The organism is Edaphobacter sp., from assembly GCF_028283685.1.
GTDB lineage: Bacteria > Acidobacteriota > Terriglobia > Terriglobales > Acidobacteriaceae > Edaphobacter.
Map to the genome: position 1 here is coordinate 1 of NZ_JAPWKF010000009.1, position 25022 is coordinate 25022.

20 protein-coding genes and 1 pseudogene are annotated in these 25022 nt (G+C 60.6%); 6 read left to right on the forward strand and 15 right to left on the reverse strand.

The genetic code is table 11. The annotated features are described in order from the left end of the window. Positions 1-36: 36 nt before the first annotated feature. The gene (locus tag PW789_RS17145; RefSeq protein ID WP_299378896.1) at positions 37-294 is read right to left on the reverse strand and encodes a hypothetical protein; all 258 of its coding nucleotides are present in this window, start codon (positions 292-294) and stop codon (positions 37-39) included. 260 nt (positions 295-554) lie between these two features. On the opposite strand from PW789_RS17145, the gene PW789_RS17150 reads away from it, so the two are divergent. From PW789_RS17150 to PW789_RS17160, 3 genes are all read left to right on the forward strand, one after another. After that, positions 555-2387, forward strand: coding sequence for a hypothetical protein (locus PW789_RS17150; protein WP_299378898.1), 1833 nt, complete (start codon positions 555-557; stop codon positions 2385-2387). A 60-nt stretch (positions 2388-2447) separates the two neighbouring features. Next, on the forward strand, positions 2448-3074 hold the full coding sequence (locus tag PW789_RS17155) for a YbhB/YbcL family Raf kinase inhibitor-like protein (RefSeq protein WP_299378899.1): 627 nt from the start codon (positions 2448-2450) through the stop codon (positions 3072-3074). Positions 3075-3234: 160 nt separating this feature from the next. Further along, entirely contained in the window at positions 3235-3819 is a 585-nt protein-coding gene (locus PW789_RS17160; protein ID WP_299378900.1) for an outer membrane beta-barrel protein, read from the forward strand. A gap of 84 nt (positions 3820-3903) precedes the next feature. Here the strand turns inward: PW789_RS17160 and PW789_RS17165 are convergent, their stop codons facing one another. The 4 genes from PW789_RS17165 to PW789_RS17180 form a co-directional block, all read right to left on the reverse strand. After that, positions 3904-5463, reverse strand: a complete 1560-nt coding sequence (locus tag PW789_RS17165; RefSeq protein ID WP_299378901.1) for a cytochrome P450 — start codon at positions 5461-5463, stop codon at positions 3904-3906. A 45-nt stretch (positions 5464-5508) separates the two neighbouring features. Beyond that, complete coding sequence (gene tmk / locus PW789_RS17170; RefSeq protein ID WP_299379243.1) at positions 5509-6183, reverse strand: dTMP kinase; 675 nt, start codon at positions 6181-6183, stop codon at positions 5509-5511. 208 nt (positions 6184-6391) lie between these two features. Continuing rightward, positions 6392-7591: a hypothetical protein gene (locus PW789_RS17175; protein WP_299378902.1), complete on the reverse strand. Its 1200-nt coding sequence runs from the start codon at positions 7589-7591 to the stop codon at positions 6392-6394. Positions 7592-7906: 315 nt separating this feature from the next. After that, complete coding sequence (locus PW789_RS17180; protein WP_299378903.1) at positions 7907-8908, reverse strand: aldo/keto reductase; 1002 nt, start codon at positions 8906-8908, stop codon at positions 7907-7909. A 141-nt stretch (positions 8909-9049) separates the two neighbouring features. Between PW789_RS17180 and PW789_RS17185 the strand changes: the two genes are divergently transcribed. Continuing rightward, complete coding sequence (locus tag PW789_RS17185) at positions 9050-10264, forward strand: MFS transporter (RefSeq protein ID WP_299378904.1); 1215 nt, start codon at positions 9050-9052, stop codon at positions 10262-10264. Between the two features lie 10 nt (positions 10265-10274). On the opposite strand, the gene PW789_RS17190 is transcribed toward PW789_RS17185, so the two are convergent. Genes PW789_RS17190 through PW789_RS17205 form a run of 4 tightly spaced genes read right to left on the reverse strand, consistent with a single transcriptional unit; the run spans position 10275 to position 13155 of the window. Next, a complete protein-coding gene (locus PW789_RS17190) occupies positions 10275-10631 on the reverse strand; it encodes a hypothetical protein (protein WP_299378905.1) in 357 nt (118 codons plus the stop codon). Positions 10632-10663: 32 nt separating this feature from the next. After that, positions 10664-11467: a response regulator gene (locus PW789_RS17195; RefSeq protein WP_299378907.1), complete on the reverse strand. Its 804-nt coding sequence runs from the start codon at positions 11465-11467 to the stop codon at positions 10664-10666. Positions 11468-11518: 51 nt separating this feature from the next. Further along, entirely contained in the window at positions 11519-12526 is a 1008-nt protein-coding gene (gene lpxD, locus PW789_RS17200; RefSeq protein ID WP_299378909.1) for a UDP-3-O-(3-hydroxymyristoyl)glucosamine N-acyltransferase, read from the reverse strand. A gap of 35 nt (positions 12527-12561) precedes the next feature. After that, positions 12562-13155 carry a hypothetical protein gene (locus tag PW789_RS17205; RefSeq protein WP_299378911.1) on the reverse strand — a complete coding sequence of 198 codons (594 nt, stop codon included), beginning with the start codon at positions 13153-13155 and terminating at the stop codon, positions 12562-12564. A 212-nt stretch (positions 13156-13367) separates the two neighbouring features. On the opposite strand from PW789_RS17205, the gene PW789_RS17210 reads away from it, so the two are divergent. Further along, on the forward strand, positions 13368-15149 hold the full coding sequence (locus tag PW789_RS17210) for a CCA tRNA nucleotidyltransferase (protein WP_299378913.1): 1782 nt from the start codon (positions 13368-13370) through the stop codon (positions 15147-15149). A 116-nt stretch (positions 15150-15265) separates the two neighbouring features. On the opposite strand, the gene PW789_RS17215 is transcribed toward PW789_RS17210, so the two are convergent. From PW789_RS17215 to PW789_RS17235, 6 genes and pseudogenes are all read right to left on the reverse strand, one after another. Next, positions 15266-15394, reverse strand: coding sequence for a hypothetical protein (locus PW789_RS17215; RefSeq protein WP_299378915.1), 129 nt, complete (start codon positions 15392-15394; stop codon positions 15266-15268). 12 nt (positions 15395-15406) lie between these two features. Beyond that, a pseudogene (locus PW789_RS20230) lies at positions 15407-15463 on the reverse strand (hypothetical protein); the annotation flags it as partial. 1 nt (position 15464) lies between these two features. Then, complete coding sequence (locus PW789_RS17220) at positions 15465-15767, reverse strand: hypothetical protein (RefSeq protein WP_299378917.1); 303 nt, start codon at positions 15765-15767, stop codon at positions 15465-15467. A gap of 129 nt (positions 15768-15896) precedes the next feature. Beyond that, positions 15897-19364: a TonB-dependent receptor gene (locus PW789_RS17225; protein ID WP_299378919.1), complete on the reverse strand. Its 3468-nt coding sequence runs from the start codon at positions 19362-19364 to the stop codon at positions 15897-15899. A gap of 89 nt (positions 19365-19453) precedes the next feature. After that, positions 19454-20437, reverse strand: a complete 984-nt coding sequence (locus PW789_RS17230) for a hypothetical protein (protein ID WP_299378921.1) — start codon at positions 20435-20437, stop codon at positions 19454-19456. A gap of 133 nt (positions 20438-20570) precedes the next feature. Continuing rightward, the gene (locus tag PW789_RS17235; protein WP_299378923.1) at positions 20571-22115 is read right to left on the reverse strand and encodes an FAD-binding protein; all 1545 of its coding nucleotides are present in this window, start codon (positions 22113-22115) and stop codon (positions 20571-20573) included. A 342-nt stretch (positions 22116-22457) separates the two neighbouring features. Here PW789_RS17235 and PW789_RS17240 point away from each other — a divergent pair, with 342 nt between their 5' ends. Beyond that, positions 22458-24944, forward strand: a complete 2487-nt coding sequence (locus tag PW789_RS17240; protein ID WP_299378925.1) for a heavy metal translocating P-type ATPase — start codon at positions 22458-22460, stop codon at positions 24942-24944. The last annotated feature ends 78 nt before the right edge of the window (positions 24945-25022 follow it).

Consider the following 25022-nt stretch of genomic DNA (forward strand, 5'->3'; position numbering starts at 1 on the left):
GTTGCGGGGGTAGGATTTGAACCTACGACCTTTGGGTTATGAGCCGTAGGAGTCTGAGGTATCGAAGAAGCGGAGGCCGTTGTCGTTGTAGCCGTCGAGGAGGAGCCGGGTGAAGGGGTTGTTGCCGAGCCTGACCTGGTTAGAGGAGCCTCCGAAGCCGACAGTGCCGGTGCCCATGGCGAGGCGCGAGGTACGGATGCCGGTGTTGCCGAGCACCACTTCATCCTGCGCGGTGAATTTTTGGGGAGCGGTTCGAGCGCGATGAGTGCGCCGGGCGAGCTGGTGGCAAGCCATGCGGCCCCGAGGCCTTTGGCGCTGCGGCGAAGGAAGTCTCTCCTGAGCATCAGCATCGGCGACACCTCTTGGGAACTTACGATACGCCTGCGTGGGAGCGGGGTTAGGGGCTGCGGCGATTTTTCTAAACGAAATTTTGATGAATGGCGACAGGTGTTGAGAAGTGTTAACAGTGCGCGAAGGCTGGCAACCCTTCGGCGCGTTCTTCCTTCTCTTTCAGGATGAGTTTCTTACGCCTTCCTAGAGCAGGCGCCGGGTTGTTGCTTGGCGCAGGAGTGATGGTGTGGGCGCAGGCTGCGGGCCAACAGCAGCGCCTTTCATCTGAAGATGTACAGATTGTGGCGCAGACGGCGAAGCAGTCGGCTTATGGCTTCTCGCTGGCGGCGTGGTGCACTTTGAAAAATCGCAATGGGCTGCAGCAGTATGCCATGGTGGTCGCTGCATGGCAGCAGAGGAATCATTGGAAGGAATTAGAGGCGGGGCCGGTTAAGACGGAGCTGGCGGCGGGAGAGTATGAGGGGCTTAAGAAGGAGGCGTTCAATGAGTTCAATGCGCATGCCTTCAAGTCGGCGTTTCTGTGTGCGGGGATTGCGAATGTGTTGCGGGAGCCGGAGCATGATCCTTCGCAGCAGTATGGAGCCGAGCTGAGCAGGATTGCTGCGGCGAGTGTCGCTGCGACACCACCTGCTGCGATTGCGCAGGGGGGGACGAATTCCGTCGCTCCATCTGCGGGAGCAGGTGCAGTGAGCGGAGGAGCTTCGCCGAATGCTGCGGCCGCTGGCAGTGCAAACTCTTCCGTGCCGCAGCGGGGTTCTGTGGGGCAGGCGACGTCGCAAGAGAATACAACGGTGCAGGGTGGAGTGCCGCCGACTGCTCCTGTGGCGGCGAGCGGGCCAGTGACGGTGGGCGATGCCTCGATTACTCCGCCTGCCGGATGGACGGTCTCTAAGAGCGCGACGGACCAGGCGATTCTGCAGAAGTCGATGGTGACAATGGTGCGGTCCAGCCGCGCCGAGGCGAAGCTTCTGATCTCGCTGACGGTGCAGCCGATGCAGGGAGGTATCGACCAGGCTTTTCCGGTGGCGGTGCGGAGAAACTTTCCCGGGCCACCGATGGAGTTGAAGTACATCAGCAAGGGTGTGACGCGCGGCGGTCTGCAGGCGCGCACGGTGCGGGATGGAGGCAGGCTGAATCTGCCGGGCAATCCGCGAGCGCGTGTGCGTGCTGTGGGAGTAGCGCTGCCGGATGGCCGGTTGTTTGTGGCCATGATCCTGATGCGGTCGGATTGGGAGAGCCTGATGTCGAAGGCTGACGACGAGTTTGAGGAGATGGTGGCGTCACTGCGTTTTGCAACGCAGCCCGAGGCATCGTTGTGGGACTTCAATCGTCCGCCGAAGGGTTCAGGCGGGCAGAAGGGGCTGTACTGGGCGAATGGACTGATCAATATGCCGAACGCCTTTGGAGGCATGGACCTGCGTGCGGAGCGGTACTACGTGATGCTGTTTCCTAACGGACAGGCGTACAGCGAACTGCCGGAGGATGGGCACGTCGATGATATGAACTTCGCTGCGTTGTGCCAGAAGAGACCGAAGAACTGCGGCACCTATGACATCAGTGGTGGTCAGATCCACTTCAAGTGGCTGAAGGAGTATGGGCTGGTGGAGGAGACGCAGGGGCCGTGGTCGGCGGGAGATAAAGGTGGGCTGGATACGAATGGACATCACTACACACGGATTCTTCCGGTGCATGGACTTCGGGTGAGCGGCAAATACACAAGCACGTTTGCCTCGGTGGGTTCGATCGGCGGGCAGTCGAATAGCGTTGTGTCGGAGAAGTACATCACGTTCACGCCGGATGGGCGGTACCAGAAGTCGGGCTTCGCGGGGGCTAGCTTCGACAATACGAATGCGGCCGGGACCGTTGCTTCTAAGAAGAGCGTTACGGCGGGGACTTACAGGATTGAAGGATATACGTTGATGCTGACACCGAATGGAGGCTCTCCGGAGCTGTACAGTGTGATCTTTGAAGACCCTTCTCCTTCACCAAAAGCGATTTTTATCAACGATGACGGTTTTCTGCGTAGTGGCAGCTAGTATGGCGGGCCGGCAAAGTTGTGCAGGAGTTTGTATTGTTGAGGGAGGAGATGATTCCGCATGAGACTGACGAGCAAGAGCTTTAAGGATGGGGAAGCGATTCCGGGCGAGTTTGCCTTTGCGGTGCCGGATGCGGCGAATCATGTGGCGCTGAGTACGGACCGGAATCCTGAGCTGGCGTGGACGGAGGTGCCGGAGGGCACGGAGTCGTTTGCTCTGGTGGTGCACGATCCGGATGTGCCGAGCAGGGGCGATGACGTGAATCAGGAGGGCAGGGAGGTTCCTGCCGATCTGCCACGGGTGAACTTCTTTCACTGGACGCTGCTGGATATTCCTGCGAAGACGCGGGAGATTGCCGCGGGCAGCCAGGGGGACGGAATTACGGCGCGGGGCAAGCGCGGACCGGCGGCTCCGGGAGGAATGCGCCATGGGCTGAACAGCTACACGCAGTGGTTTGCGGGCGATGCGCAGATGGAGGGCGATTACTTCGGCTATGACGGGCCGTGCCCTCCGTGGAACGACACGATCGTGCACCACTATGTCTTTACGCTGTATGCGCTGGACGTGGAGGCGCTGGAGATTGACGGCGAGATTACGGGCGATAAGGTGCTGGAGGCCGTGAAAGGGCATGTTCTGGCCGAAGCGTCGCTGACCGGGACGTATTCGCTGAATCCGAAGGTAAAGTAGCGGGCGAGGGTTGGCGGAAGGCGCTGGCTGGGTGGCCAGCGCCCTGTTTTTGGCCCGTCACGGGTTTGGCGGGGCGCGAAACGGGACGGAAGTGGCTTTGACCGGATACACTTGAAGGCAGGTTGGCTTAGCCCCCGTTCCAGACTCAAGGATTCAGTAAATGAAACTGTGGTTTTCGGTAGTTGTGTTGGCACTCTGTCTGATCCCTGCTTCCGCTCACGCTCAGGTCGGTGTGTATATCAATCCTGTTGCTGCGCGGATCAGCACGTCGACGGCGGACAGCGGCACCTTTGCCTTCCTTGGAGACGGAAATAAGTCGGCCTGGTTCGAGGGCGTGAACATTGGCGGGTTCTACGACCGTTATCACGGCAAGTCGGTGGATGTGGGCTTCGATGTCCGCGATACCTACATGGGTTCGAACAATGCGCGCCTGAATGACTTTCTGGTGGGTGCGCGGGTGGTGGCGAAGAACCTGTCTCCGATGTGGCGTCCTTATGTGCAGCTGTCGGGCGGCGCGGGAACGACGCGTGCGCCGCACAGCACGATCAAGACGACGCGTGCGACGTGGGCGGTCTTTGCCGGTGCGGACTACAAGCTGAGCCGGGTGGTGAATATCCGCGCCTTTGAAGTTGGCTACGGCTCGCTGACGACGATCTCGAGCGCGACGGTGGGAAGCGCGGCGACCTCGCTGCCGTCGTCGAAGATGCTGCAGGTGAGTGCGGGTCTTGTCTTCCGCTTCAAGTAAAGCTCTTCGCTTCAACAAAAAAGATCAGTAGAAGATTCAAAGGCCGCCGGTGTGTCAGGACGACATGCCGGCGGTTTTTTGCGTTCAGCGCGGATGGAGGCGCATCATGACGGGATCGCGCGGGCGGAGGGTGATCTTGGCCTGCGGAACGGGCGTGGTGGTGCCGAGGTAGTCCATGCGCCAACGGCTGGCGATGGTGGCGATGGAGAGGACGCCTTCCATCCAGGCGAAGTTCTCGCCGATGCACTGGCGGCTGCCGGCGCCGAAGGGGAAGTAGGCAAAGCGCGGGCGGGCGGCCCTGGCCTCGGGGGTGAAGCGGTCAGGGTCGAAGCGTAGCGGGTCGGGGAAGAGCTCGGGCCGCCGGCTGACGATGTACTGACTCATGAAGAAGTGCGCACCTGCGGGGATGCGATAGGGACCGAGGGTGACGGGCTTGATGGACATGCGTCCCATGGCCCAGGCGGGCGGGTAGAGGCGCATGGATTCGGCGAAGACCTGCTCGGTGTAGCGGAGGGCGGGGTAGTCGGCGAGGGTGGGCAGGCGGTGCCGCAGGGAGGGATTCGTGGTCGAAAAGCGGGTCCCTCCGCTGCGCGCTTCGCGCTCCGGTCGGGATGACACGTTTGGAGATGGTGGCTCGCCTGGCATTGCAAAATGCGGGGGTTCCTCGGCTTCGTCCCTTTGGGGCTTCGCTCGGAATGCCACTCCATTTTTGTGCGTGTCCGGTCGGAATACCGCTTCGTTGGAGGGGATGCCGTTGGTTGGCGTACCGAGAACGGCGTCGAGTTCGGCGTGGAGCCTGGCTTCGGCTTCGGGGTTCTGGGAGAGGAGATACCAGGTCCAGGCGAGGGCGTTGGCGGTGGTCTCGTAGCCGGCGAGGAAGATGGTGAGGACCTCGTCGCGGATCTGCTGGTCGGAGAGCGCGGAGCCGTCTTCGTCGCGGGAGGCGATGAGCATGGAGAGGAGATCGCCGCGGTCTTCGCCGGTGGAGCGGTGTTCGGCGATGAGCCGGTTGACGACCTCGTCGAGGCGAGCCTTGGAGCGGCGGAAGGCGTTGATCTTTGGGATAGGTACGGGAAAAGGGAGATCCAGGACGGTTTCCATGCGGGGGAAGGCGACGAGGAAGTTGTAGATCTCCATGATGGCGTTGACCTCGTCGTTGATGCGACGGATGTCGTCGGTGACCTTGGTATGGAAGAGGGTGCGGGCGACGATCTCAAGCGACAGGGACATCATGGAGGCGGAGATGTCGAGGGTCTCGCCGTCGTTCCAGGAGGCGATGTGGTTTGCGGAGCTGGAGACGATCTCATCGGCGTAGGCGGCGATGCGCTGGCGGTGGAATGCCGGTGCGACGATGCGGCGGTTGCGGATGTGGATGGGGTCGTCGGAGGTGATGAGGCCTTCGCCGAGAAGGATCTTCATGCGGCGGACGGTGCGCTCCTTGACGAAGGATGCGCCCTGGGTGACGAGGATCTCCTGGATGTAGGCGGGGTCGGTGACGAAGATGATGGGGGTGCCCATGAAGCGGTAGTGGGCGATGGAGCCGTAGGTGCGCTGCAGATATTCGAAGAGCCGGATGGGCTCGCCGAGCTTGACCCAGTCCTTGTGAGCGTAGAAAGGCAGCGAGAAGCGGAGGCCCGGGGGCATGGTCCATCTGTTTCTGTCGGGGCGGCTCATTGCAGGGTTAGATGGTCAGGCGACGGGTGCGGGGATGCGTGTGGAGACGATCTCGCGGATGCGTGCGAAGATCTGCTCGATGCCGGCGTCATCGCGGACGGCGACGACGCGTTGCGGATCGCGTGCGGCGATGGCCTCGTAGGCGTGATAGATGCGGCGGTAGAACTCGTCGCCTTCGCGCTCGAAGCGGCCTTCGTCGGTGCCCTTCTGCTGCATGCTGCGCTGGTTGCGGCGGCGGGCGCGGTGGAGGGAGGAGTCGAGCGGAGGCAGCAGGAGCAGGGTGAGGTCGGGCTGGAGGTCGTCGCAGACGGCACGGTGCATGGCAAGGATGCGCTCGGAGCCGAGCTGGCGCCCTGCGCCCTGGTAGGCCTCGGAGGAGTCGGTGTAGCGGTCGCAGAGGACGATGGCGCCGGATGCGAGCGCGGGGAGGATGATCTCGTGGATGGACTGGGCGCGGTCGGCGAACATGAGGGCCATCTCGGCGAGCGGAGCGATGGGACCGAGGGTGGCCTCGGAGCGCGAGTCGAGCAGGATGGAGCGGATGCGGTCGCCGAGGACGGTGCCGCCGGGCTGGCGCAGGGTTACGACCTTGTGGCCCTCGGACTCGAGTGAGGCGGCGAGACGGCGGAGCTGGGTGGTCTTGCCGGAGCCGTCGAGGCCCTCGAAGGTGATGAAGTATCCGCGAGGCATGCTGTGGACAGGATAAATGGTGTGATTGGGGTTGGAGAAAGATGGGGCGGGCAGATTCAGCTTGATCTGTGGCGCAGAGGCCGCCTTTAGGGACGTATCTTTGAACTTCAAGCTTCCGGATTGCGGATGACCGGCAGCTTCATGCCGACGCAATTGCACATCGCTTCCAAGAACGAATTGGGCGTCAATGAGGACGTAACGCATGTTGTTAGTCGGGGATGAAATAACTCGCATGCGGATCTGGATATCGGAGGAGGTCATTCTGTACGATGCCCCGTTGAAGTTCTGCCCTGATCTCGGGAGTATCGGGGAGGACGAGGCATCGCTCTAGTTGTAGAGGCGCGGGTTTTTTTTCGCCACGTACCGAGAGAAGCAGAAAAGGCTCTCCGGGAGTTAAAGGTGTCTCCATCTTCAATGGCGCATATTCAAAGTGATCGTAATACCTATATGTACTCGCTATTACATCGATCGATTCGCCGACCTTATATCCGGTAGAACCTTTGAGAACGCCGTCCAGGCGCACGGTGGCTTTCTCATTCACCTCAATGTGTAATTGCTGATCTTGAGATTTTTTTAGGGAAGTTACGCTCAATATCTGATCCGCTTCGCGACCGCGAACGAAAATTGGAATGCGGCACTCAACAGGAAGTACCGTCACCTTGTTGTTCTCTTGATTTCCCGTCGCTGACGGGACTCCATTGTGATGCCAGTCATAGAGATGCCAGCCTTCGGATGCGGGATAGATGTCTTCAAGATCGCGGCAGGGCCTCCAATTCGTGAGGCAGGCCAGATTAAAAGTAGTCAGCCAACGCATCTCCGATTCGGGAGCGTCTGGGGTAAACGATACATTGACCATGAGACAAAATGAGCAGCCTCCAGGTCTCGTGTACTTATAGTACGGATGTTTGGCGAGTTGCTCGCTGTAGGTCCAGCCATCCCAGCTTAGGTGGCTCGTTGCACCGCTAGTGGCGATAAGCGCATATCCCTCAAAACCCCTAAAAGGAGGAACCTGGTAGATGAAGACTGCGCTCTTTCGCAAAACAATCGAGTCTTGAACGGTAAAGGTTACGCTCAAGTCTGCGTCCCTGCCTCCGAGAAACCAACTAAGCCTGAAGAGACCCAATACAATCTGACGGGTCGGGACATGGTCCAACGCTCGTCCAAATCGTGCTTCCACCAACTCCATGGGACTTCTCAGCGTTATGGTGTAGCGACAGAAAGAAGCGTTGCAGTCTCCTTGATAGTGTCCGTACTTCCCCCACTTATGAGTCAGACTCTCTGCTTCGGGCCACTTGGTTTGGCGAAGCTTCAGGGCTTGGAAATCGGCCATCAAGTGCTCGGCCTGCCGTCTGAAGAGATAGGACTCGATACGGACGATGGCTCCAAGCAGAAGGAGAAGGCCAAGCATTGCTACAGCTGCGCAGCGAAATTTACGGACTGTAGTGGCCGATGTCATGCGTCCTTAAACATCACATAGTTGCCGCCTGTCCGCATCAAGAATTGTCGTTTTGCATGCCGAGTTTCCTGTGACACCTGACAGATCGGCATCAGTTGGATCGGCTTCGATGTTCAAAAAAGATCAGGGTATTCGGTTGGGTTATGGGCGTATCCCCAGCAATAACGGAGGTTTCGGATTAGTTCTCATAAACGCCGTTCAGGCACGTAAGCAGTTGCCGGGAATTGGCCTTAAATGCTCACGTGCCTGGTTGGCTTGAAGGGTTTGTTATGAGTTGCGGATGCGCTCCATCTGGAGTTCGTTGTAGCGCTCGCCTGCGATCTCTTCTTTTGGAAAGGCGGCCTCAAGCTCTGAGACCTCTGCCGGGCTCAGCTTGATGTCGGCTGCGGCTGCATTTTCTTCGAGGTACTTGCGGCGCTTGGTGCCGGGGATGGGGGCAAGGTCGTTGCCCTTGGCGAGCACCCATGCAAGGGCGAGCTGGCCGGGCTTGACGCCCTTGCGGTCGGCGATGGCGGTGACGCGATCGACGAGGACCTGATTCTTGTCGAAGTTTTCGCCGGCGAAGCGAGGGTAGCGTTCGGCGCGGAAGTCTCCGGTGCCGAAGTCGGACTTGTTCTTGATGGCGCCGGTGAGAAAGCCCCGGCCGAGCGGGGAGTAGGGGACGAAGCCGATGCCGAGCTCACGCACGGTGGGCAGGATCTCGTCTTCGACGCCGCGCTCCCAGAGGGAGTACTCGGTCTGAAGCGCGGTGATGGGGTGAACCTTGTGGGCGCGGCGGATGGTGGCGGGCTGGGCTTCGGAGAGGCCGAGGTACTTTACTTTGCCCGCTTTCACCAGCTCGGCCATCGCACCGACGGTGTCTTCAATGGGAACTTCGGGGTCGACGCGGTGCTGGTAGTAGAGGTCGATGGTATCGACGCCGAGGCGCTTGAGGGAGGCGTCACAGGCCTGGTGGACGTATTCCGGCTTGCCGCTGACGATCCAGTAGGTGGGGTCGTCCTTCTTGCGGATGTTGGCGAATTTGGTGGCGAGGAAGACCTCGTCGCGGCGTGACCTGATGGTTTTGCCGATGAGTTCTTCGTTGTCGCCGATGCCGTAGGTGTCTGCGGTGTCGAGGAAGGTGATGCCGAGGTCGAGCGCGCGGAGTATGGTCGCGGCGGACTCCTCGTCGTTGCGTTCGCCGTAGAACTCGCTCATGCCCATACAGCCGAGTCCCATACGGGAGACGACTGCGCCTTGTGATCCTAGCCTGATGCTGTCGATGCTCATGTGGGCTTAGATGAGGCGGAGCTGCAGAGGATGCGCCGAGGTCATCGAGGATGAGCGGCGTGTATAGCGGTATACGGTTTGAATGCTCAAGATCGATCCTGAGATAATGGGATCAGCTATACGCTTTTTACGACTTTTACGATGTCCAGCGCTACCCTCCATCCATCCAGATCTCTCACCGACCGCGAGGTGACGAAGCTCACGCTTCCGGCGGTGGCGTTTACGTTTGTGGCGTATCTGTCGATCGGCGCGCCGCTGGCGTTGCTGCCCTCGTACCTGCACCTGGGCCTGGGGTTGAGCACGGTGATCGCCGGGTTGATCGTGAGCGCGCAGTACATCGCGACGTTCGCTTCGCGTCCCCTGGCGGGGCACATGTCGGATGTGCGCGGACCGAAGGTAACGGTGCGCTACGGTCTGCTGCTGGGAGCGCTGAGCGGTCTGCTGATCGTTACGGCTCACCTGGCGCAGAGGACGATGTGGCTGGGGCTGAGCCTGCTGATCCTGAGCCGCCTGGCGCTGGGTGCGGGGGAGAGCCTGACCTCGACGGGCGCGACGATGTGGGGGATCGGGCGCGTGGGGGTGGATCACACGGCGCGGGTGATCTCGTGGAACGGTGTGGCGACGTATACGGCGCTGGCGGTGGGTGCTCCGCTGGGAACGCTGCTGGGCGAGCGCTGGGGTTTCTGGTCGGTGGGCGCGATGATCATGGCGATCTGCCTGGGAAGCTATGTGGCTGCCGAGAGAATGGCCCCGACGGCGGCGGCGAAGGGGAAGAGGGCCCCGATGGGCGGCATCCTGCTGAGGGTGATGCCGTATGGCGCGGGGCTGGCCCTGGGCGGCATGGGCTTTGGCGTTATTGCTACGTTTATCGCACTGTACTTTGCGCAGGCGGGCTGGCAGGGCGCTCCGCTGTCGCTGACGATCTACGGTCTTTGCTTTGTGGGGGTGCGGCTGCTGTTTCCCGGGGTGATCGCCCGGTATGGTGGATTTACTGTGACGCTGGTCTCGCTGGCGGTGGAACTGGCGGGGCTGGCGATGCTTGGGCTGACGCACACCCATGCGCTGGCCTATGTCGCGAGCGGATTGACCGGGCTGGGATTTTCGCTGGTGTTTCCGGCGCTGGGCGTGGAGGCGGCGAAGGCCTTTCCTGCATCGGTGCGGGGTGCGGTGCTTGGCGTGTACACGGCCTTTGTGGATCTGTCGCTGTTTCTCTCGGGACCACTGGCGGGCGCGGTGATTCGCAGCCACGGCTACGGGGCGGCGTTCCTGGCGACTGCGGGTATGGTGCTGGTGGCGCTACTGGTGGTGGGGACGATGGCCATCTCGGTGCGGAGCAAGACCGCCATCTCCTCGTGAGCGAGGGAGGCTAGTTCGCTGGCAGGACGTGTGGGCCTGGCTGCCACTGGACGCCGTTGTCGGCGATGGTGATGGTGAGCGGGCCTTCGGCGCCTTCCTTGAGCAGGGGGCCGTCGAACTTCTTTTCCTGGTTGGCGGTATCGGTGTAGATGAGCTTCATCTTGCCCTCGCCGAGCACCTTGAAGCGGTAGTGGAAGGTGGCTCCCGGGGCAAGAGTCTGGGTGCCGAAGCTGGCGCTGGGGTAGTCGACTTCGATCAGCTGCATGGGCTGCGCGGTGTGGTTAGAGACGGTGGTCTCGACGTAGGCGGAGTGACAACCCGCGAGAGCGAGGACCGGCAGGACTGCAAGAGCACAAAGCAAGCGCATACAACTCAAGGGTAGCAGGCGGCGGCGGCGGTTCAGGAGAAGAGGCCGTTATTGCGTTCGAGGATGCGGGCGGTGAGGACGACGCCGGAGCGGTCATCGTGCAGGGTGATGGGGAAGGCGAGGACGCTCCAGGTGACGTTCAGCTCGCCGGTCTTGGGCAGGGCGAGGAGGCCGCGGCGGGTGCGGTCGATGTAGGTCTCGCGGGTGTGGGAGACGGTGCGAAGGACGTCGCGCCAGTCGCGCATGAGAGTGGGCATCTCGTCGAAGACGCAGCGGCCGGGGAACCAGTCGCGGGGCTGGCCGAGATACTCGGCGGCGGCATCGTTGCAGTGCATCCAGATGCCGGTGTGGTCGAAGATCTGGACCAGGACGTCGGAGCCGATGGCCATGGCGATGCGGGAGTAGAAGAAGTCGCGGGCATCGACGACGACGGGGACGCCACGTCGCTTGGCCTCGAGGGCGCTGAGGGCGCTGAGCAGGTCTTCGACAGAGCTGTAGCCCTTGAGCAGGTGCATGTCTTCGGCGCCTCCGAAGTGGCGTTCGAGGGTGGCCGAGAGGATGATGATGGGGACAGCGGGGCGGGAGCGGCGGAGGGCGTAGGCGACCTCGGTGCCGAACTTGCCGGAGCCGAGATGATAGTCGAGCACGGCGATGTCTATCTGGTCGAAGACTTCGATGGCCTCATCGATGGTCGCGGCGGGGATGCAGTGGTAGCCGTGCTGGCGCAGGATGGCGGTACGAAGGTGAAGATTGGCGGGTTCGTCGTCGAGCAGGAGGACGCGGACGTTCCTCGTGCCCGCAGACACACCTCCACCCTGTCCTGTCCACTCGTCCATAGCTAGTCGGTTGGATGCTGCGGGCTGAGGTTGAGTTAACCCGCAGAGGCCTTATTTTTCATTATTTTTCGCCGATGACTTAAGGCTCTTCAGGAGGTCGGGGAGGCGGTTGATCATGGCGACGGTTTTGAGCCACTGCCGATTATCGACGGCGGGATAGCCGCTGACAACCTTGCCGGGGGGGACGTCTGAGGGGATGCCGCTTTGGGCGGTAGCGATGGACCCGTCGCCGACGGTGCAGTGGCCGGCGACGCCGACCTGCCCGGCGAGGATGACGTTCTTGCCGATGATGGTGGAGCCGGCGAGGCCGACCTGGGCGCAGAGCAGGGTGTTCTGGCCGACGGTGGAGCCGTGGCCGACCTGGACGAGATTGTCGATCTTGGCGCCGGAGTGAATGCGGGTCTCGCCGAGGGAGGCGCGGTCGATGCAGGCGTTGGCCTGGACCTCGACGTCATCTTCGAGAATGGTGGGGCCGGACTGCTGGATCTTGTACCAGCTGCCGTCCTTCTGCTTGGCGAAGCCGAAGCCGTCGGCCCCGATGATGGCGCCGTTCTGCAGGATGACGTTGTCGCCGAGCTGGCAGAACTCACGGACGACCGCGTGGGCGTGGGCGAAGAGATTGTTACCGGCGCGAACGTTGGGATAGATGACGACGTGGGGCAGCAGGATGGCGTTATCACCGATGACGGCGTTGTCGCCGATGACCACGTAGGAGCCGATGTGGGCGTTGGCTCCTATGGTTGCCGTGGGGGCGATGACGGCACTGGGGTGGATGCCGGGAGCGTAGCTGGGAGGCTGGTGAAAGAGCTCAATCGCGTGGGCGAAGGCGAGGTAGGGGTTGGAAATGCGCAGGGTGGCGGGAGCGATCTCAGGGAAGTCGGGCTCGACCAGGACGGCCGAGGCGCCTGTGGTGCGGGCGAGGGCGGCGTACTTGGGGTTGGCGACGAAGGTGAGCTGGCCGGGAGAGGCGGTCTCGATGGTGGCAACCCCGGTGATGGTCTGATCGGGGTCACCGGTGAGGGTGGCTCCAAGGTGCTGGGCCAGATCTGCGAGCTTCATGGAGGGGATTTTAACGGAGTTTGCGTCGGAAGGCTTTAGTTGGGCCGGGAGCTGGGTGGCAGGGTGTCGAAGAGATCGTCCTGCAGCGACGGCGCGGAGGATGCGGGAGCGGGCTTGGGGCGGGAGGGAGTGGTAATGACGGCCAGCAGCTGGAGCTCGGTGATGGCGGAGCGCGGAATGTAGATGCGCTGGGTGTTGGAGCGGATGTCGGGCGGGACGAGGAAGAGGCCAGCGTCGTCGATCAGGTCGTCGGCGAGGGAGAGGTCGAGCGGAGCCAGGCCTTCGAACTGCTCGACCTCAGCGGAGGGGGAGGCGGGGACGCCAGAGGACGTGCGGAAGGAGAGCCGCAGCCACAGGCCCTCGGTGCGGGGACGGGCGAGGAAGGTTCGACGGGTGAGGCGCTCGGGGTTGGCAGTGTCGTTAAGGTTGAAATCGCGGACGTAGCAGATGTATTTCACCTCGCCGAGCGGAAGCGAGAGGATGCGTCCGGAGAGATCGAGCAGGTCAATGGAGCGGTCCTCTGGCTGGCCAGTTCCGCGGGAGCGTACGAACTGCGACAGGGGCAGATACCCTGGGATGGTGTCGCCGAGGAAGCGGCGGACGATGACTTTTTTATGGGCCGAGGACATGGTTCTTCTCGGCGGATTGTCGCACGCGGGCCTGTGGGGCGGCTCACAAAAGCTTCGTGCGGAGTAGTCAATTCGCCAACGCTGTGTTACAGTCAGCTTTTGCGTCAGGATCGTTTGATCTTTCTAAGCGTTTGATTTTCCGTGGCTTAGTGCCGGATGTTTGAGGAAAAGCAGGACGCTTAAGACCGGCTTGGAGCGATTGCCAACAGATTATGGCCGATTACATCTATTTACTGGAGAACCGGCTTTCAAAGGCGCAGCAGTCAGCGCTCGAAAAAGTTCGAGAAGTATCTGGAAGCAAAGGGTTTAACGTATTTTTGGTGGGTGGCGCGGTTCGCGACCTGACAAGTGGCTCACCGGTGAGAGACCTTGATGTTGTTGTTCAGGGAAACGCCCTTAAGTTAAAGAAAGATATAGAGAAGGCTGGCGGGAAGATCTCCGGGGAGTCTGAGGCGACTCAGGCGATTTACGTGGAATTTCCCGGTGGCGTACGGATGGAGATTGGTTCGACGCTTTCTGTCACGTACCCGAAGCCCGGCAAGCCGGTCTACAAAGCCGCGACGATTCAGGAAGATTTGAGGCGGCGCGACTTTACGGCCAACGCCATGGCGCTCAGCCTGAACCAGGGATCGTATGGTCTGCTGATGGACCCGCTGAATGGCGTGGCCGACATCGAGAACCGTGAACTGAGACTGGTGAATCCTTATGGCTTCATCGAGGACCCGGTTCAGATGATTCGCGCGGTGCGGTTCATGGCCAGGCTGGGATGGCAGCTGGATGAAAAGACGCGCAGCCGCTACGAGACGGGCAAAGAAGAGAACTACATCGCCGTCATGACTTCATGGCAGCAGGGATACGAGACGGAGGAGATCTTCCTCGAGGAAGATCCGCTGCGGGTGATCAGGCGTCTGGAAGCTGAGGACTGGATCAAACATCTGAATCCGGCGATCGGTTCGACGAAGGCCAATCTGGCAGAGATCGAACGTCTCCGGGATTCTCAGATGCAGCTGCATATGCAGGGCATCCAGGCAGAGGCGGCGGCGTCCAACTTCCCGCTGCTGACGGCTAAGATGGCTCCGAAGGATGTGGCGGATCTGAAGAAGAGTTTCGTCAGGCATGGATTTTCCGCCGACATCGACGGGCTGGAGGCAGAAGGCAAGGCGTTTGCCGCGCAGCTCTCGAGCAAAGAAGCGGCACATCCGTCGCAGGCCTGGAAGCTGCTGTATGCCGCTCGTCCAGAGGCCGTGCTGTGGGCGGCGCACCATGTGAAGACGGCTGGTGTGCAGAACAAGCTGAAGGGCTTCTATGGGGAGTGGCCGCAGGCGCGGCAGAAGATCCCCTATGCGCTGATGCAGGAGATGCGTATCACTCCAGACGTAGCGGGATACGATGAGCTGCTGGAGAAGCTGTTCTTCGAGCTGATGGACGGCAAGCTGGGAACGGTCGAAGAGATGAAGGCGTTCCTGGAGCCGTATTCGCCTCCAGCGCCTCCGCCGCCGGTGCACCTGCGCCGCGCGCGGGCGACGCGGAAGGATGCGAAGCCTTCGAAGAGCAAGAAGAAGGCCGCAGCAGCTGCGCCTGCAGAGGGTCAGCAGCCGGTCGAGGAGATCGCAGCATCTGCTGCCGCTCCTGCGACAGAGAAGAAGACCGCAGCTTCCGCAGTGAAGAAGGATGCCAAGAAGGTGGTTGCCGCTCCGGTTGCTGCGGCCAAGAAGGCCGTGACTGCGGCGCCGGTGAAGAAGGCTCCGATCAAGGCTGCACCGGCGAAGAAGGTCGTCTCCAAGCCGGCAGTCGTCAAGAAGGCCCCTGCTAAACCGGCACCGAAGAAGGTGGTGGCGGCAAAGAAGGCGGTCGTCAAGAAGGCTCCTGCTAAACCGGCACCGAAGAAGGTCGCGGCGAAGAAGCCGGTGGTGGTCAAAAAGACGGCAGTCAAGAAGCCTGCTCCCAAACCGGTGGCAAAGAAGGTCGCTGCGAAGAGCAGCAAGAAGCGCTAGAGCGAAGGCGTTAAGATCTTCGGCCGAGCCAGCAGTTACTGGCTCGGCCTGGTTCTTTTAAGCGGCAATGCTGCTCCTACGCGGCGAGCCCGCTCAAAGCTGAAGCTCGGCCAGGATCAGAACTGGGGCTCGCCGAAGATGTTGATCGTCAGTGGGGCATCGACGAAGTGGTAGCTCCGCGCCATGCGGAAGGTCGTGGCCTTGCGATGGACGTCGTAGCTGGTGCCGGTGACGACGGTTGGCACGGTGAGGAGGCAACCGCCGTGAAGCGGAGGGATCCTGGACTTCCAGGCTCCGGAGAGGATGTTGGCGATCTCACCGACGGCGTCGTAGACGTCGCTGTTGAGCTCGCTGGATTTCGATGCCGAGCATGATGGAGGCGATGCGCTTGGCGGTGGCCTCGTTGACGACGATGGTGAAGGCGCCGCTGAGTGCGCCGGCCAGGCCGATGACGGCGGTCAACGTGATGGGGACATTGCTGGGAGCGAGGCCGGACTCCGACAGCGTGACCTGCGAACCAAGCATGGTGGCAAAGACCTCTTCGACGGTCTTGTCGAGATTGTTGGTGTCAGTCAGTTCAGCTCGAAGGGCGCTCTGCTCGTCAATGGACGTGGCCATGGGTGGTTATGGTCTCCTGCGCGGATGGTGTTGTTTGGTCTATCGGCGGGAGAGGGAAGGGGATGAGCGGGAGTGGCAAAGAAAAAGGCCCGATCTCCAGAGGAGACCGGGCCCGAGGGTAGTGGTTGGTTAGAAGTGGTACTTGACGGACAGCTGCATCGTCCTTGGGTTGGACCGGATCGGCGTACCCTGGTTGCTGATGTTGCCGAAGCCAGACGAGGTCAGAGTTTGGATGTTGTTTCCCGGATTGCCGAGAAACGCGTTGTTGAACAGGTTGTCGGCATCAGCGCGGAAGTTGATCTGCTGCTCATGCCAGATGGTGAAGTCCTTGGTGACCGAAGCTCCATACGTCGAGAAGCCAGGGGCACGCTCGGAGCCGACGCGGGCAGTACCGAAGGTACCGAACGCCGGTTGACCATAGGCGCAGACACCATTATCAACGCCAGCCGTAGTGCAGGGAGTCGCGGACGGATCGGTTCCGAACCAGTTGGTGATGGAACGATTGACAACCTTGATCTTCCGATACTGGTTTGGACGCTGGGCGCCACTATTTACTTGAGAGTTGTTGCTTGCGCTGAGGGTGGTGGGGAAGCCGGAGTAGACGATGCCGGTCAGACCGACCTTCCATCCGCCCACGACCTCATCCACAATGAGAGGCATGCCGGCGCCATATTTGCGTCCGCGACCAATAGGAAGATCGTAGACGAGGTTGAAGTTGACAGCGTTGCGAACGTCCTGTCCGGTTGGGCCGTAGTCGCCGCCGAGGTTGTAGACGTTCTGTGCGTAAGCGCTGGGGTTGTTGATGCCGGGGGCGCCATAGAAGCCGAGGCTGTTGGTCATGGCGCGGCTATAGGTGTAGTTTGCGGTGTACTGCAGACCGTGGGCCAGGCGCTGACGGAAGGTCGTCTGGAGGGCGTTGTAGTTCATCATTGCGTTGGAGTCGGTGTAACGGATGTTACCGGTGTAGCCTACACCCGGTGTGTCCTGGTAGGGAGACTTGGGGCAACCTGTAGGTTGTGCTGCTCCGGTGGCCGGGAACGCTTGAATGACCCCATTGATGACGCATGGAGTTGCAAGCGCATTCCGCCGATTTGCCGTGACGAGATGGGCACCCGTCTCACCGACGTAGCCGATCTGGAAGGAGGCGGTATTGCTGATCTGATACTCGAGGGTCAAGCTGTACTCGCCGATGAAGGCAGGCTTGATCTTCTTGTTCCAGACGTTATAGACGACTCCGGTTGCACCACCCGTGCCGCTTGCTGTTCCGAATCCGCTCTGTGCGGTGAAGAACTGTCCCGGGACACTACCCGTCGAATTGGACTGGAGGCCTGAGGCCTGATAAGAGCCCTGGAAGGGAAGGTTGGTGGTCATGCGAAGATTCGCACCGGTTCCTTCCATGAAGTTCTGGATTCCGTATCCGCCGCGGACCACCAGGCGAGGAGTCGGCTGGTAGGCGAAACCGATACGGGGCATGACGCTACCGTAGAAAGGATCGACGAGTGCCCGGTTGTATCCAGCGGCCTTAGCCTGCGAGGAGCCAGCCAGCAGAATGACCGATGGGTTGGCCGGATCGATCGTCGACATCTTGTTGTTGACCTCATAGATCGGCTGAACGTATTCGTAGCGGACACCGAGGCTGAGGGTGAGGTTTGAGGAGACTTTCCAGTCGTCCTGTGCGAAGTAAGCACTACGCCAGGAGCGCATGCCAACCGGTCCCGAGACGCCGCCCTTGCTGACGAAGCCAGCGCGGTTCAGGACGAAGTCGGCTCCAGTGTATCCGCCTGTCGTTCCACTTGCGGTTCCGGCGCCGAGGTAGTAGAAGCCACCGAGCGAGCCATCATTGCCGGGGTAGAAGTTGTTCTGCTGCTGGCGGAGGAACTGGGCACCGAACTTGAAGGTGTGCCGGTTCTTCGACCAGGTGAGGTTGTCGCCGTAGAGAAAGGTGTTGAGAGTGTAGTTGGTACCGGTGTTGGAGTTACCGATAGTGGTGAAGTCGCTGGATCCGTTCGTTGCGGAGAATCCCTGAGGGCTGGCCGAGTTGGCCATGGTGAGGCCCGAGAAACCGGCAAACGACTGACCGCCAGGAATGCCGAGAAGGCTGTTGCCGTTCAGGCCGAAGGCGCCGCTGGGGTCGAGCAGGACCGCACCGTTGTTCTGAACGCGGGTGTAGCCGGCACGGAACTCATTGATGACCGAAGGGCTGAAGGTGTGGACTTCGTTGATGGCCACGCTCTTGAAGGGGAAGGTAGGAGCGCTGTTAAAGCTGGTGATCAAAGCATTCGTCGTCGTTTGTCCGCTGTCCATCTGGGAGTAGCGAACAGACAGGTTGTCCTTGTCGCTGACTTTATAGTCGACCTTGACATCGAACTGATTGCCATAGTTCCGCTGCTTCTGGAGGCCATGGTAATTGTTCTGGGTCGGCGTACCGGCGGTTGCAGCGAAGTTGGGAAGAGGATAGAGCTCCGGGTGCGCAAAGAGATACTGCGCGGCGGGGTTGGTGACCGGAACCTTATTGTTGGCATAGGCCGGAAGGCCAGCTGTCGTCGCGTCGTATAGCTGGATGGTCTTGCCTGCGCCCATGATGGCAGGGTCCAGGAGTTCGGAGAAATCGCCCTGACGCATCTTCGCGGTATAGACGCTCGCAGTGGACGCACCGCCGGAGTGGAAGCGGCCACCTTGATAGTCGACGAAGAAGAAGAGCTTGTCCTTGACGATAGGACCGCCGAAGGTTCCACCGAACAGGTTGCGGGTGTAGGAGTTTTTCGCAATGCTGGTGTAGTTGTTTTTCCAGCTGTTCGCGTCGAGGTTGTAGTTGTTGAGGAAGTAGAACATGCTTCCGTGCCAGTTATTGGTACCGCTCTTGGTCTGATAGAGAACGTCGCCACCGTTGACGTTGCCATACTCGGCGCCGGCGTTGGAAGAGATGACCTGAACCTGGCCGATGGCATCGACGTTGGGAACGTAGCCCTGGGTGTCGTCGAGGGTCTGGTTGATGTTCATACCATCGAGGATGTACTGGTTGGCCTGCTGACGGTTGCCATTGACGGAGACGGAAGCTCCGCTGCTCTGACCGCTGGCATTATTGCCGCTAAGCGGGCCGGAGACGGCTGCGTTGCTGACAAAGCTATTGGGCTGGGTGCTGACCGATCCGGGAAGAAACATCGTAATGGCTGTCAGATTACGACCGACGAGAGGGATGTTCTCGATGGCGCGCGTGTCGAGCGTGGTCGAGAGCACGGGGCTTTCGGTGTTGATCAGCGGAACGAGCTCGGAGTTGACGGAGACCTTCTGCTCAGTGCCGGCCAGCGAAAGCTTGGCGTCGATCTTGGCGTTCTGGCCTGTCTCGAGGACGAAGGGACCGAAGTTGGAGGTGGCGAAGCCGGGGGCGTCGATGGTGACCTTGTAGCGTCCGATCTGGAGGAAGCGGAGGCCGTAGACGCCGTCGTTGTTGGAAGTTGTCGGGGTTGCCACGCCGGTTTCGACGTTGGTTGCCACGATCTTGGCGTTGGGAATAACAGCGCCAGATGAGTCGGTAACAATACCGTTGATGCCGCCAGTGATTGTCTGTGCGGTTGCAACTACGCTACAGACGGCCATAAGCGCCAAGGTTAGGAGTCGAAAGAATCGAACTCGAGTTTGCATCGGTGTCTCCTCAAAATGTTGTCTTGCGTGAAATACAGCTGTTTTTATTGGTTTTTAGGCGGGGCAAAGAATCTGTAGTGGATCTTCCAGTGTCCAGTCTTGCCGGGAGGGACATCGAGATGGATGTAGGCCTCGGGCGAGATGGTCGTTCGGATCGACCAGAGATAGAAGCGGGAGATCGGGGAATCCGAGCTCTGCTCTATGCCAACCTTATTTTTTGTATCTTCAACTGTGAAATGGTAATCCGACGGGCTGGCGGAATATCCTTTTATATAGCCAGCGACCGTTTGCCTGGGTTTTAGTTCCTCCTTGTACATAATGTCGTTTCCTTCAAGTGAAACGGCGTCTCCGAGGGGTTCCTCGGGCAGCGGCTTGAAGGAAAAACGAATTGTCATCCCCGGTGATGTTGGCTGTCCATCAAAAATGAAGAAATCATGGTCATACACGTCGGTCGTGATGGCCTTGGAGCCCGTGTTCTTCAGGGAGTGCTCCAGCGTCATGGTGTCGCCGGAGAGAGTCAATTTTTTCTGGTAGATATAAGCGTATCCCAAGGGGCTGGTCAGCCGTTGGGTAAAGATGACGGCGTGTTTGCTGGTCTTGACCGTCCACTTGCCGGAGTCGACCAGCGGATAGACGTAACCGAAGCGGTAGGGAGAGTCATCCACCTTACGCAGGACGCCGACGCCGGGTTTAACGAAGAGTTCACCTGGCTTGGCTATGTTGTATCCAAGGGCTCCTTCTTCGGAGCGGAACTCTTCGACCGGACCGGTGACGGCGTCGTTGGTCATGGGGTCGTAGTTGCGGAACCACTCACCGAAGAAGCGATGGCCGTTGAGGGAGACGCATCCGACGATGCCGGACCAGTCGAACCGGGATGAGCGGTAGTAGCCGCTGTTGGGATCGGGAAGAAAGACCAGCGCGTCGAGGACCCCGTTGGAGATAGAGGCCTTGGGATGGTCGCTGTGGGGCACGTCTGCGCAGGGCGATGGTGCAGCTGCTGCCTGTGCGAACGGGGCAGCAGCTGCCATGCCTGCGAGGAGACTGACGTTCCGATAGAACGAAAGCCTTTTGGTCAAAAACCGAATCAAGAGCGTCTCCGAGTGCAGCAACTTCAGATACGAACTGCTTTAAAACGGTCATGCCGTGCGGCCGGTGGAAAAATTATGGCCGAATGGACATGGAATGATGAAATATATTGTTTGAATCGTAACGCTTTTTGACATTCTGAAGGAAGGGATAAAGCCCTTCCTCCCCATAAAAAAGTTGGGGCCAGAAAGAGTAGTCCAGCATATCGGCATCGGGATAGTTGATATAGCAACCCTCGTAGTTGTTATTCCAGTACGGGGTGCCTTTGTGCTTTTCGTCGACATCGGGGCCGGAATAGAGTTCGGCGTAGAAGTCTTTCATCCACTTCAGTCGGGCGGCATCGTCGGCTGCATCGTTCCAGTAGCTCTGGAACTGTAGCTTCATGATGGAGGCGCGCTGGGGGATGGAGGTGGCTTTGCCCATCTCCGGGCGATTGACGGCGCCACCGTAGGAGTCGACCGCGACGAGGCCGCTGGCTCCGGGGACATCCATGGTGAGGTACTTGTAGATGGTCTTCGCCTCGGCCGAGGTGAAGCTCTTTTTCATGTAGCAGGACTTGTACTTGGCGCGGGCGCCACCGCCGACACCGCCGCGAACGGTGGCGTCGAACCAACGCTGACGGATCATGTTCTGAGTGCCGGTGCAGGGTTCCGGAGTGCCATCGGCCTTGCGGACGACATTGCCGATGCCAACCTTGGGGCTGTGGCGCGACTCCATGGTCTCGTGTGTGGTGACGACGGGCTTGCAGCTCTGGAAGAGCTGGATGAACTCGTAGAGAGGCTTGAGATCATCGATGCCGCCGTCGGGGTTGCAGAACTGGGCGCCGATGCCGATGCGGCCGGAGGTGTGATGCGAGAGGCCGAGGAAGGTGAACATGCCCCAGGTATCGGGGTCCTTGCCGCGGGTCTCGTGGTAGTGGCCGTAGGTCTTGAGGATGGTCTCGAATTTCTCGGGCGTCATGTCTTCCCAGGGGAAGCCCATGCTGACGTTGACGATCTCGCGTGGAGCCGTGGGCATCTTGTCGAAGTAATACGCCGTGATGAGGCCGAAGTTATTGCCGCCTGCACCGCGGCAGGCGCGGAAGAGGTCGGGGTGGTTCTCGGCGTCGACGCGAAGCGGAACGACGGTTCCGGAGGAGTCGACGGTGAGGATATCGACTGCGGAGAGCCAGTCGACGGTGAGGCCGTGCAGGCGGCTGAGAACACCATAGCCTCCGCCGGAGATGTGGCCGCCGGCCGAGACAGCGTAGCAGGAGCCGCCGGGGAGGGTGACGCCGTACTGCTTGTACAGCTCGGTGTAAGCATCGCCGAGGCGCATGCCGGTGCCAACTTTATAGGTATGGCCGGAGCCGGTGCCGTCGATGCTCTTAAGCAGGCTGACGTCGAGGAGCGCACCGCCGGGATTGTTGCTGACGAAGTCTTCGTAGCAGTGGCCGCCGGAGCGGATGGTAGGCCGCAGCCCGGCACGGATGATCTTCTGCAGCGTCTCGGCGGCGTCGTCGGCGTTCTGGCAGACTTCGATGCGCCCGGGGGCGTCCGCTTCGTTGGCAGGCCAGCGCAGGTTGTTTCCCTGTTTGAGGGATTCGAAGCGTGGATCCTGACGCGAGACGGTGATCGACATAGAGCTCCTTGAATTGAAAGGTGATGCGAAAGTGGGTCTGTGTCTGCCCGTTTGCACACTGGTCCCTAAAAATTTCCGTTATGGAAAATGGCGAATTTCAAAATATTCGCAGAGGGTATCGCGCAAGGTGACCATCGGATCTGTCGTTCTTGTTTTCCGGTGCCATGATGATTACACGGAGTTTATTGCTGTCAATGAGCCCAATGTTTCAGGTTGTTCTAGGTAATTTGCCTTAATGGATATTCATGATCGCAGCTTTCAAGGGCCTGAGAACCGGGCCTCTGGAAAAGAAGGTGTAATGAGAGGAGGGTGGTTTCGTCTGCATGGGTGAGGAGATTTGAAATGAATGAGATGGCAAAGGATCCCGTGTGTGGGATGCAGGTAGGGATTGAGGGGGCGAGGTGGACGCTCGAGCATGGGGGAAGGAGCTGGTACTTCTGTTGCGAGGGGTGCCTGAAGAAGTTCAAGGCTGATCCGTCGAAGTACGACGGCACGCAGCCTGTTTCGTCCGCAGGTGAGCTGGTTTCGATCGGTGGGATCGCCAAGCCGGTGGGTGGTTCGTGCTGCGGGAGTACGAGCCAGGCTGCCAAGCCGACGCAGGCGGTGGCGAAGGGGACGAAGTATATCTGCCCGATGGACCCGGAGGTGATCTCGGACAAGATGGGGGCTTGCCCGAAGTGCGGCATGGCGCTTGAGCCGATGCATCCGGTGGGGCCGCGGGTGGAGTACACCTGCCCGATGCATCCGGAGGTGGTGAAAGACGAGCCCGGCAGCTGTCCGATCTGCGGGATGGCGCTTGAGCCAAGAGAGATGACAGGTGAAGAGGGGAATCCAGAGCTGGAGAGCATGACGCGGAAGCTTTGGATCAGCAGTGCTCTGACGTTGCCGCTGCTGGCGGCGATGGTGCTGGAGATGCTTCCGGGCTTCGCAGACTGGATGCATCGGCCCTGGGTGGGATGGGTGGAGATGGCGCTGGCGACGCCGGTGGTTCTCTGGTGCGGTTGGCCGTTTTTCGTGCGGGGATGGGCTTCGCTGGTAAACCGCAGCCTGAATATGTTCACGCTGATCGCGATCGGTACGGGAGCGGCTTATCTATATAGCGTGGCTGCGGTGGTGGCGCCGGGGCTGTTTCCCGAGTCCTTTCGGCAGGGCGGGATGCTGGGGCTTTACTTCGAGGCGGCGGCGGTGATCACGGTGCTGGTGCTGGTGGGGCAGGTACTGGAGTTGCGTGCCCGCGATAAGACCGGTGGCGCGATCAGGGCGCTGCTGGGGCTGGCTCCCAAGACGGCGCGAAGGATTGCGGAGGACGGCACGGAGAAGGATGTTCCGCTGCTGGAGATTGTGGTGGGTGACAGGCTGCGGGTTCGACCGGGGGAGAAGATCCCGGTGGATGGTGTTGTCGCCGATGGCCGGACGACGGTGGACGAGTCGATGGTGACGGGAGAACCGATTCCGGTGGCCAAGGCATCGGGCGACCGTGTTGTGGGAGGAACGATCAACGGCAATGGCGCGCTGGTGATGACGGCGGAGCATGTGGGGTCGGAGACGCTGCTGGCGCAGATCGTGAAGATGGTGAGCGAGGCGCAGCGGTCGCGTGCGCCGATTCAGAGGCTCGCCGATAAGGTGTCGGGTTACTTTGTGCCTGCTGTTTTGGCGGCAGCTGTAATTGCGGCATTTGTGTGGGCGGTGTGGGGGCCGGAGCCGCGGCTGGCGCATGCGCTGGTGATCGCGGTGGCGGTGCTGATGATTGCGTGTCCGTGTGCGCTGGGGCTGGCGACGCCGATGTCGGTGATGGTGGCGACGGGGCGCGGTGCGCATGAGGGCATCCTGGTCCGTAACGCCGAGGCGTTGGAGCTGCTGGAGAAGGTGGATACGCTGATCGTCGATAAGACGGGCACGCTGACGGAGGGAAGGCCTCGCCTGACGGATACGCTTGCGACGGATGGCACCAATGTCGATGAGATGCTGGCTGCGGTGGCGAGCCTGGAGCGCGCGAGCGAACATCCGCTGGGCGCGGCGATCGTTGCGGGAGCGCAGGAGCGTGGGCTGACGCTCAATGAGGTGAAGGAGTTTGAGGCGGTTACGGGCAAGGGTGTCGGCGGAATGGTGCGTGGACGTCGTGTCCTTGTCGGCAATGCTGCGATGCTGCAGGAGGCAGGGATCAACAGCGACGCGATGAGGACGCGTGCGGAAGAGTTGCGGCGCGAAGGGAAGACCGTGATGCTGGCAGCGATCGATGGACGCTTTGTTGGCGCGGTTGCGGTTGCTGATCCGTTGAAAGAGAGCTCGCGGGCCGCGGTTGATGTTTTGAAGGAGAACGGCCTGCGCGTGCTGATGGTGACGGGTGACAACCGAACGACGGCAGCTGCGGTGGCAGGTGAACTAGGGATTGAGTTCGAGGCGGAGGTCTCGCCGGAGGGGAAGGCCGAGGTCGTTCGGAGGCTGCAGAAAGAGGGCAGGATTGTGGCGATGGCGGGCGATGGAGTGAACGATGCTCCCGCGCTGGCTGCGGCTCAGGTGGGCATCGCGATGGGAACGGGCACGGATGTTGCGATGGCTGCCGGAGGGATCACGCTGGTGAGCGGCGATCTGCGTGGGCTGGTGCGGGCGCGAAGCCTGAGCCGGAAGACGATGGGCAACATCCGGCAGAATCTCTTCTTTGCCTTCGGCTATAACGCGATTGGTGTTCCGCTGGCGGCGGGCGTGCTGTATCCGGTGTTTGGATGGTTGCTGAATCCGATGCTGGCTGCAGCGGCGATGAGTCTGAGCTCGGTGTCAGTGATTACGAATGCGTTGCGATTGCGAAGCGTCTCGCTGGAGTCAGAATAAGTTCGAATAGCAAACAAAATGGCGGAGATAGAGAATGCCCGCATCGATGAGGAGCGATGCGGGCATTCTTTTCGTAAG

What these genes read in the sequence shown, in the direction of transcription:
- PW789_RS17145 (WP_299378896.1), bottom strand. Translation starts at nt 294, where the DNA reads ATGGCTTGCCACCAGCTCGCCCGGCGCACTCATCGCGCTCGAACCGCT.
- PW789_RS17155 (WP_299378899.1), top strand. Translation starts at nt 2,448, where the DNA reads ATGAGACTGACGAGCAAGAGCTTTAAGGATGGGGAAGCGATTCCGGGC.
- PW789_RS17160 (WP_299378900.1), top strand. Translation starts at nt 3,235, where the DNA reads ATGAAACTGTGGTTTTCGGTAGTTGTGTTGGCACTCTGTCTGATCCCT.
- PW789_RS17165 (WP_299378901.1), bottom strand. Translation starts at nt 5,463, where the DNA reads ATGCCCCCGGGCCTCCGCTTCTCGCTGCCTTTCTACGCTCACAAGGAC.
- tmk (WP_299379243.1), bottom strand. Translation starts at nt 6,183, where the DNA reads ATGCCTCGCGGATACTTCATCACCTTCGAGGGCCTCGACGGCTCCGGC.
- PW789_RS17175 (WP_299378902.1), bottom strand. Translation starts at nt 7,591, where the DNA reads ATGCTTGGCCTTCTCCTTCTGCTTGGAGCCATCGTCCGTATCGAGTCC.
- PW789_RS17180 (WP_299378903.1), bottom strand. Translation starts at nt 8,908, where the DNA reads ATGAGCATCGACAGCATCAGGCTAGGATCACAAGGCGCAGTCGTCTCC.
- PW789_RS17185 (WP_299378904.1), top strand. Translation starts at nt 9,050, where the DNA reads ATGTCCAGCGCTACCCTCCATCCATCCAGATCTCTCACCGACCGCGAG.
- PW789_RS17190 (WP_299378905.1), bottom strand. Translation starts at nt 10,631, where the DNA reads ATGCGCTTGCTTTGTGCTCTTGCAGTCCTGCCGGTCCTCGCTCTCGCG.
- PW789_RS17195 (WP_299378907.1), bottom strand. Translation starts at nt 11,467, where the DNA reads ATGGACGAGTGGACAGGACAGGGTGGAGGTGTGTCTGCGGGCACGAGG.
- lpxD (WP_299378909.1), bottom strand. Translation starts at nt 12,526, where the DNA reads ATGAAGCTCGCAGATCTGGCCCAGCACCTTGGAGCCACCCTCACCGGT.
- PW789_RS17205 (WP_299378911.1), bottom strand. Translation starts at nt 13,155, where the DNA reads ATGTCCTCGGCCCATAAAAAAGTCATCGTCCGCCGCTTCCTCGGCGAC.
- PW789_RS17210 (WP_299378913.1), top strand. Translation starts at nt 13,368, where the DNA reads ATGGCCGATTACATCTATTTACTGGAGAACCGGCTTTCAAAGGCGCAG.
- PW789_RS17220 (WP_299378917.1), bottom strand. Translation starts at nt 15,767, where the DNA reads ATGGCCACGTCCATTGACGAGCAGAGCGCCCTTCGAGCTGAACTGACT.
- PW789_RS17225 (WP_299378919.1), bottom strand. Translation starts at nt 19,364, where the DNA reads ATGGCCGTCTGTAGCGTAGTTGCAACCGCACAGACAATCACTGGCGGC.
- PW789_RS17230 (WP_299378921.1), bottom strand. Translation starts at nt 20,437, where the DNA reads ATGGCAGCTGCTGCCCCGTTCGCACAGGCAGCAGCTGCACCATCGCCC.
- PW789_RS17235 (WP_299378923.1), bottom strand. Translation starts at nt 22,115, where the DNA reads ATGTCGATCACCGTCTCGCGTCAGGATCCACGCTTCGAATCCCTCAAA.
- PW789_RS17240 (WP_299378925.1), top strand. Translation starts at nt 22,458, where the DNA reads ATGAATGAGATGGCAAAGGATCCCGTGTGTGGGATGCAGGTAGGGATT.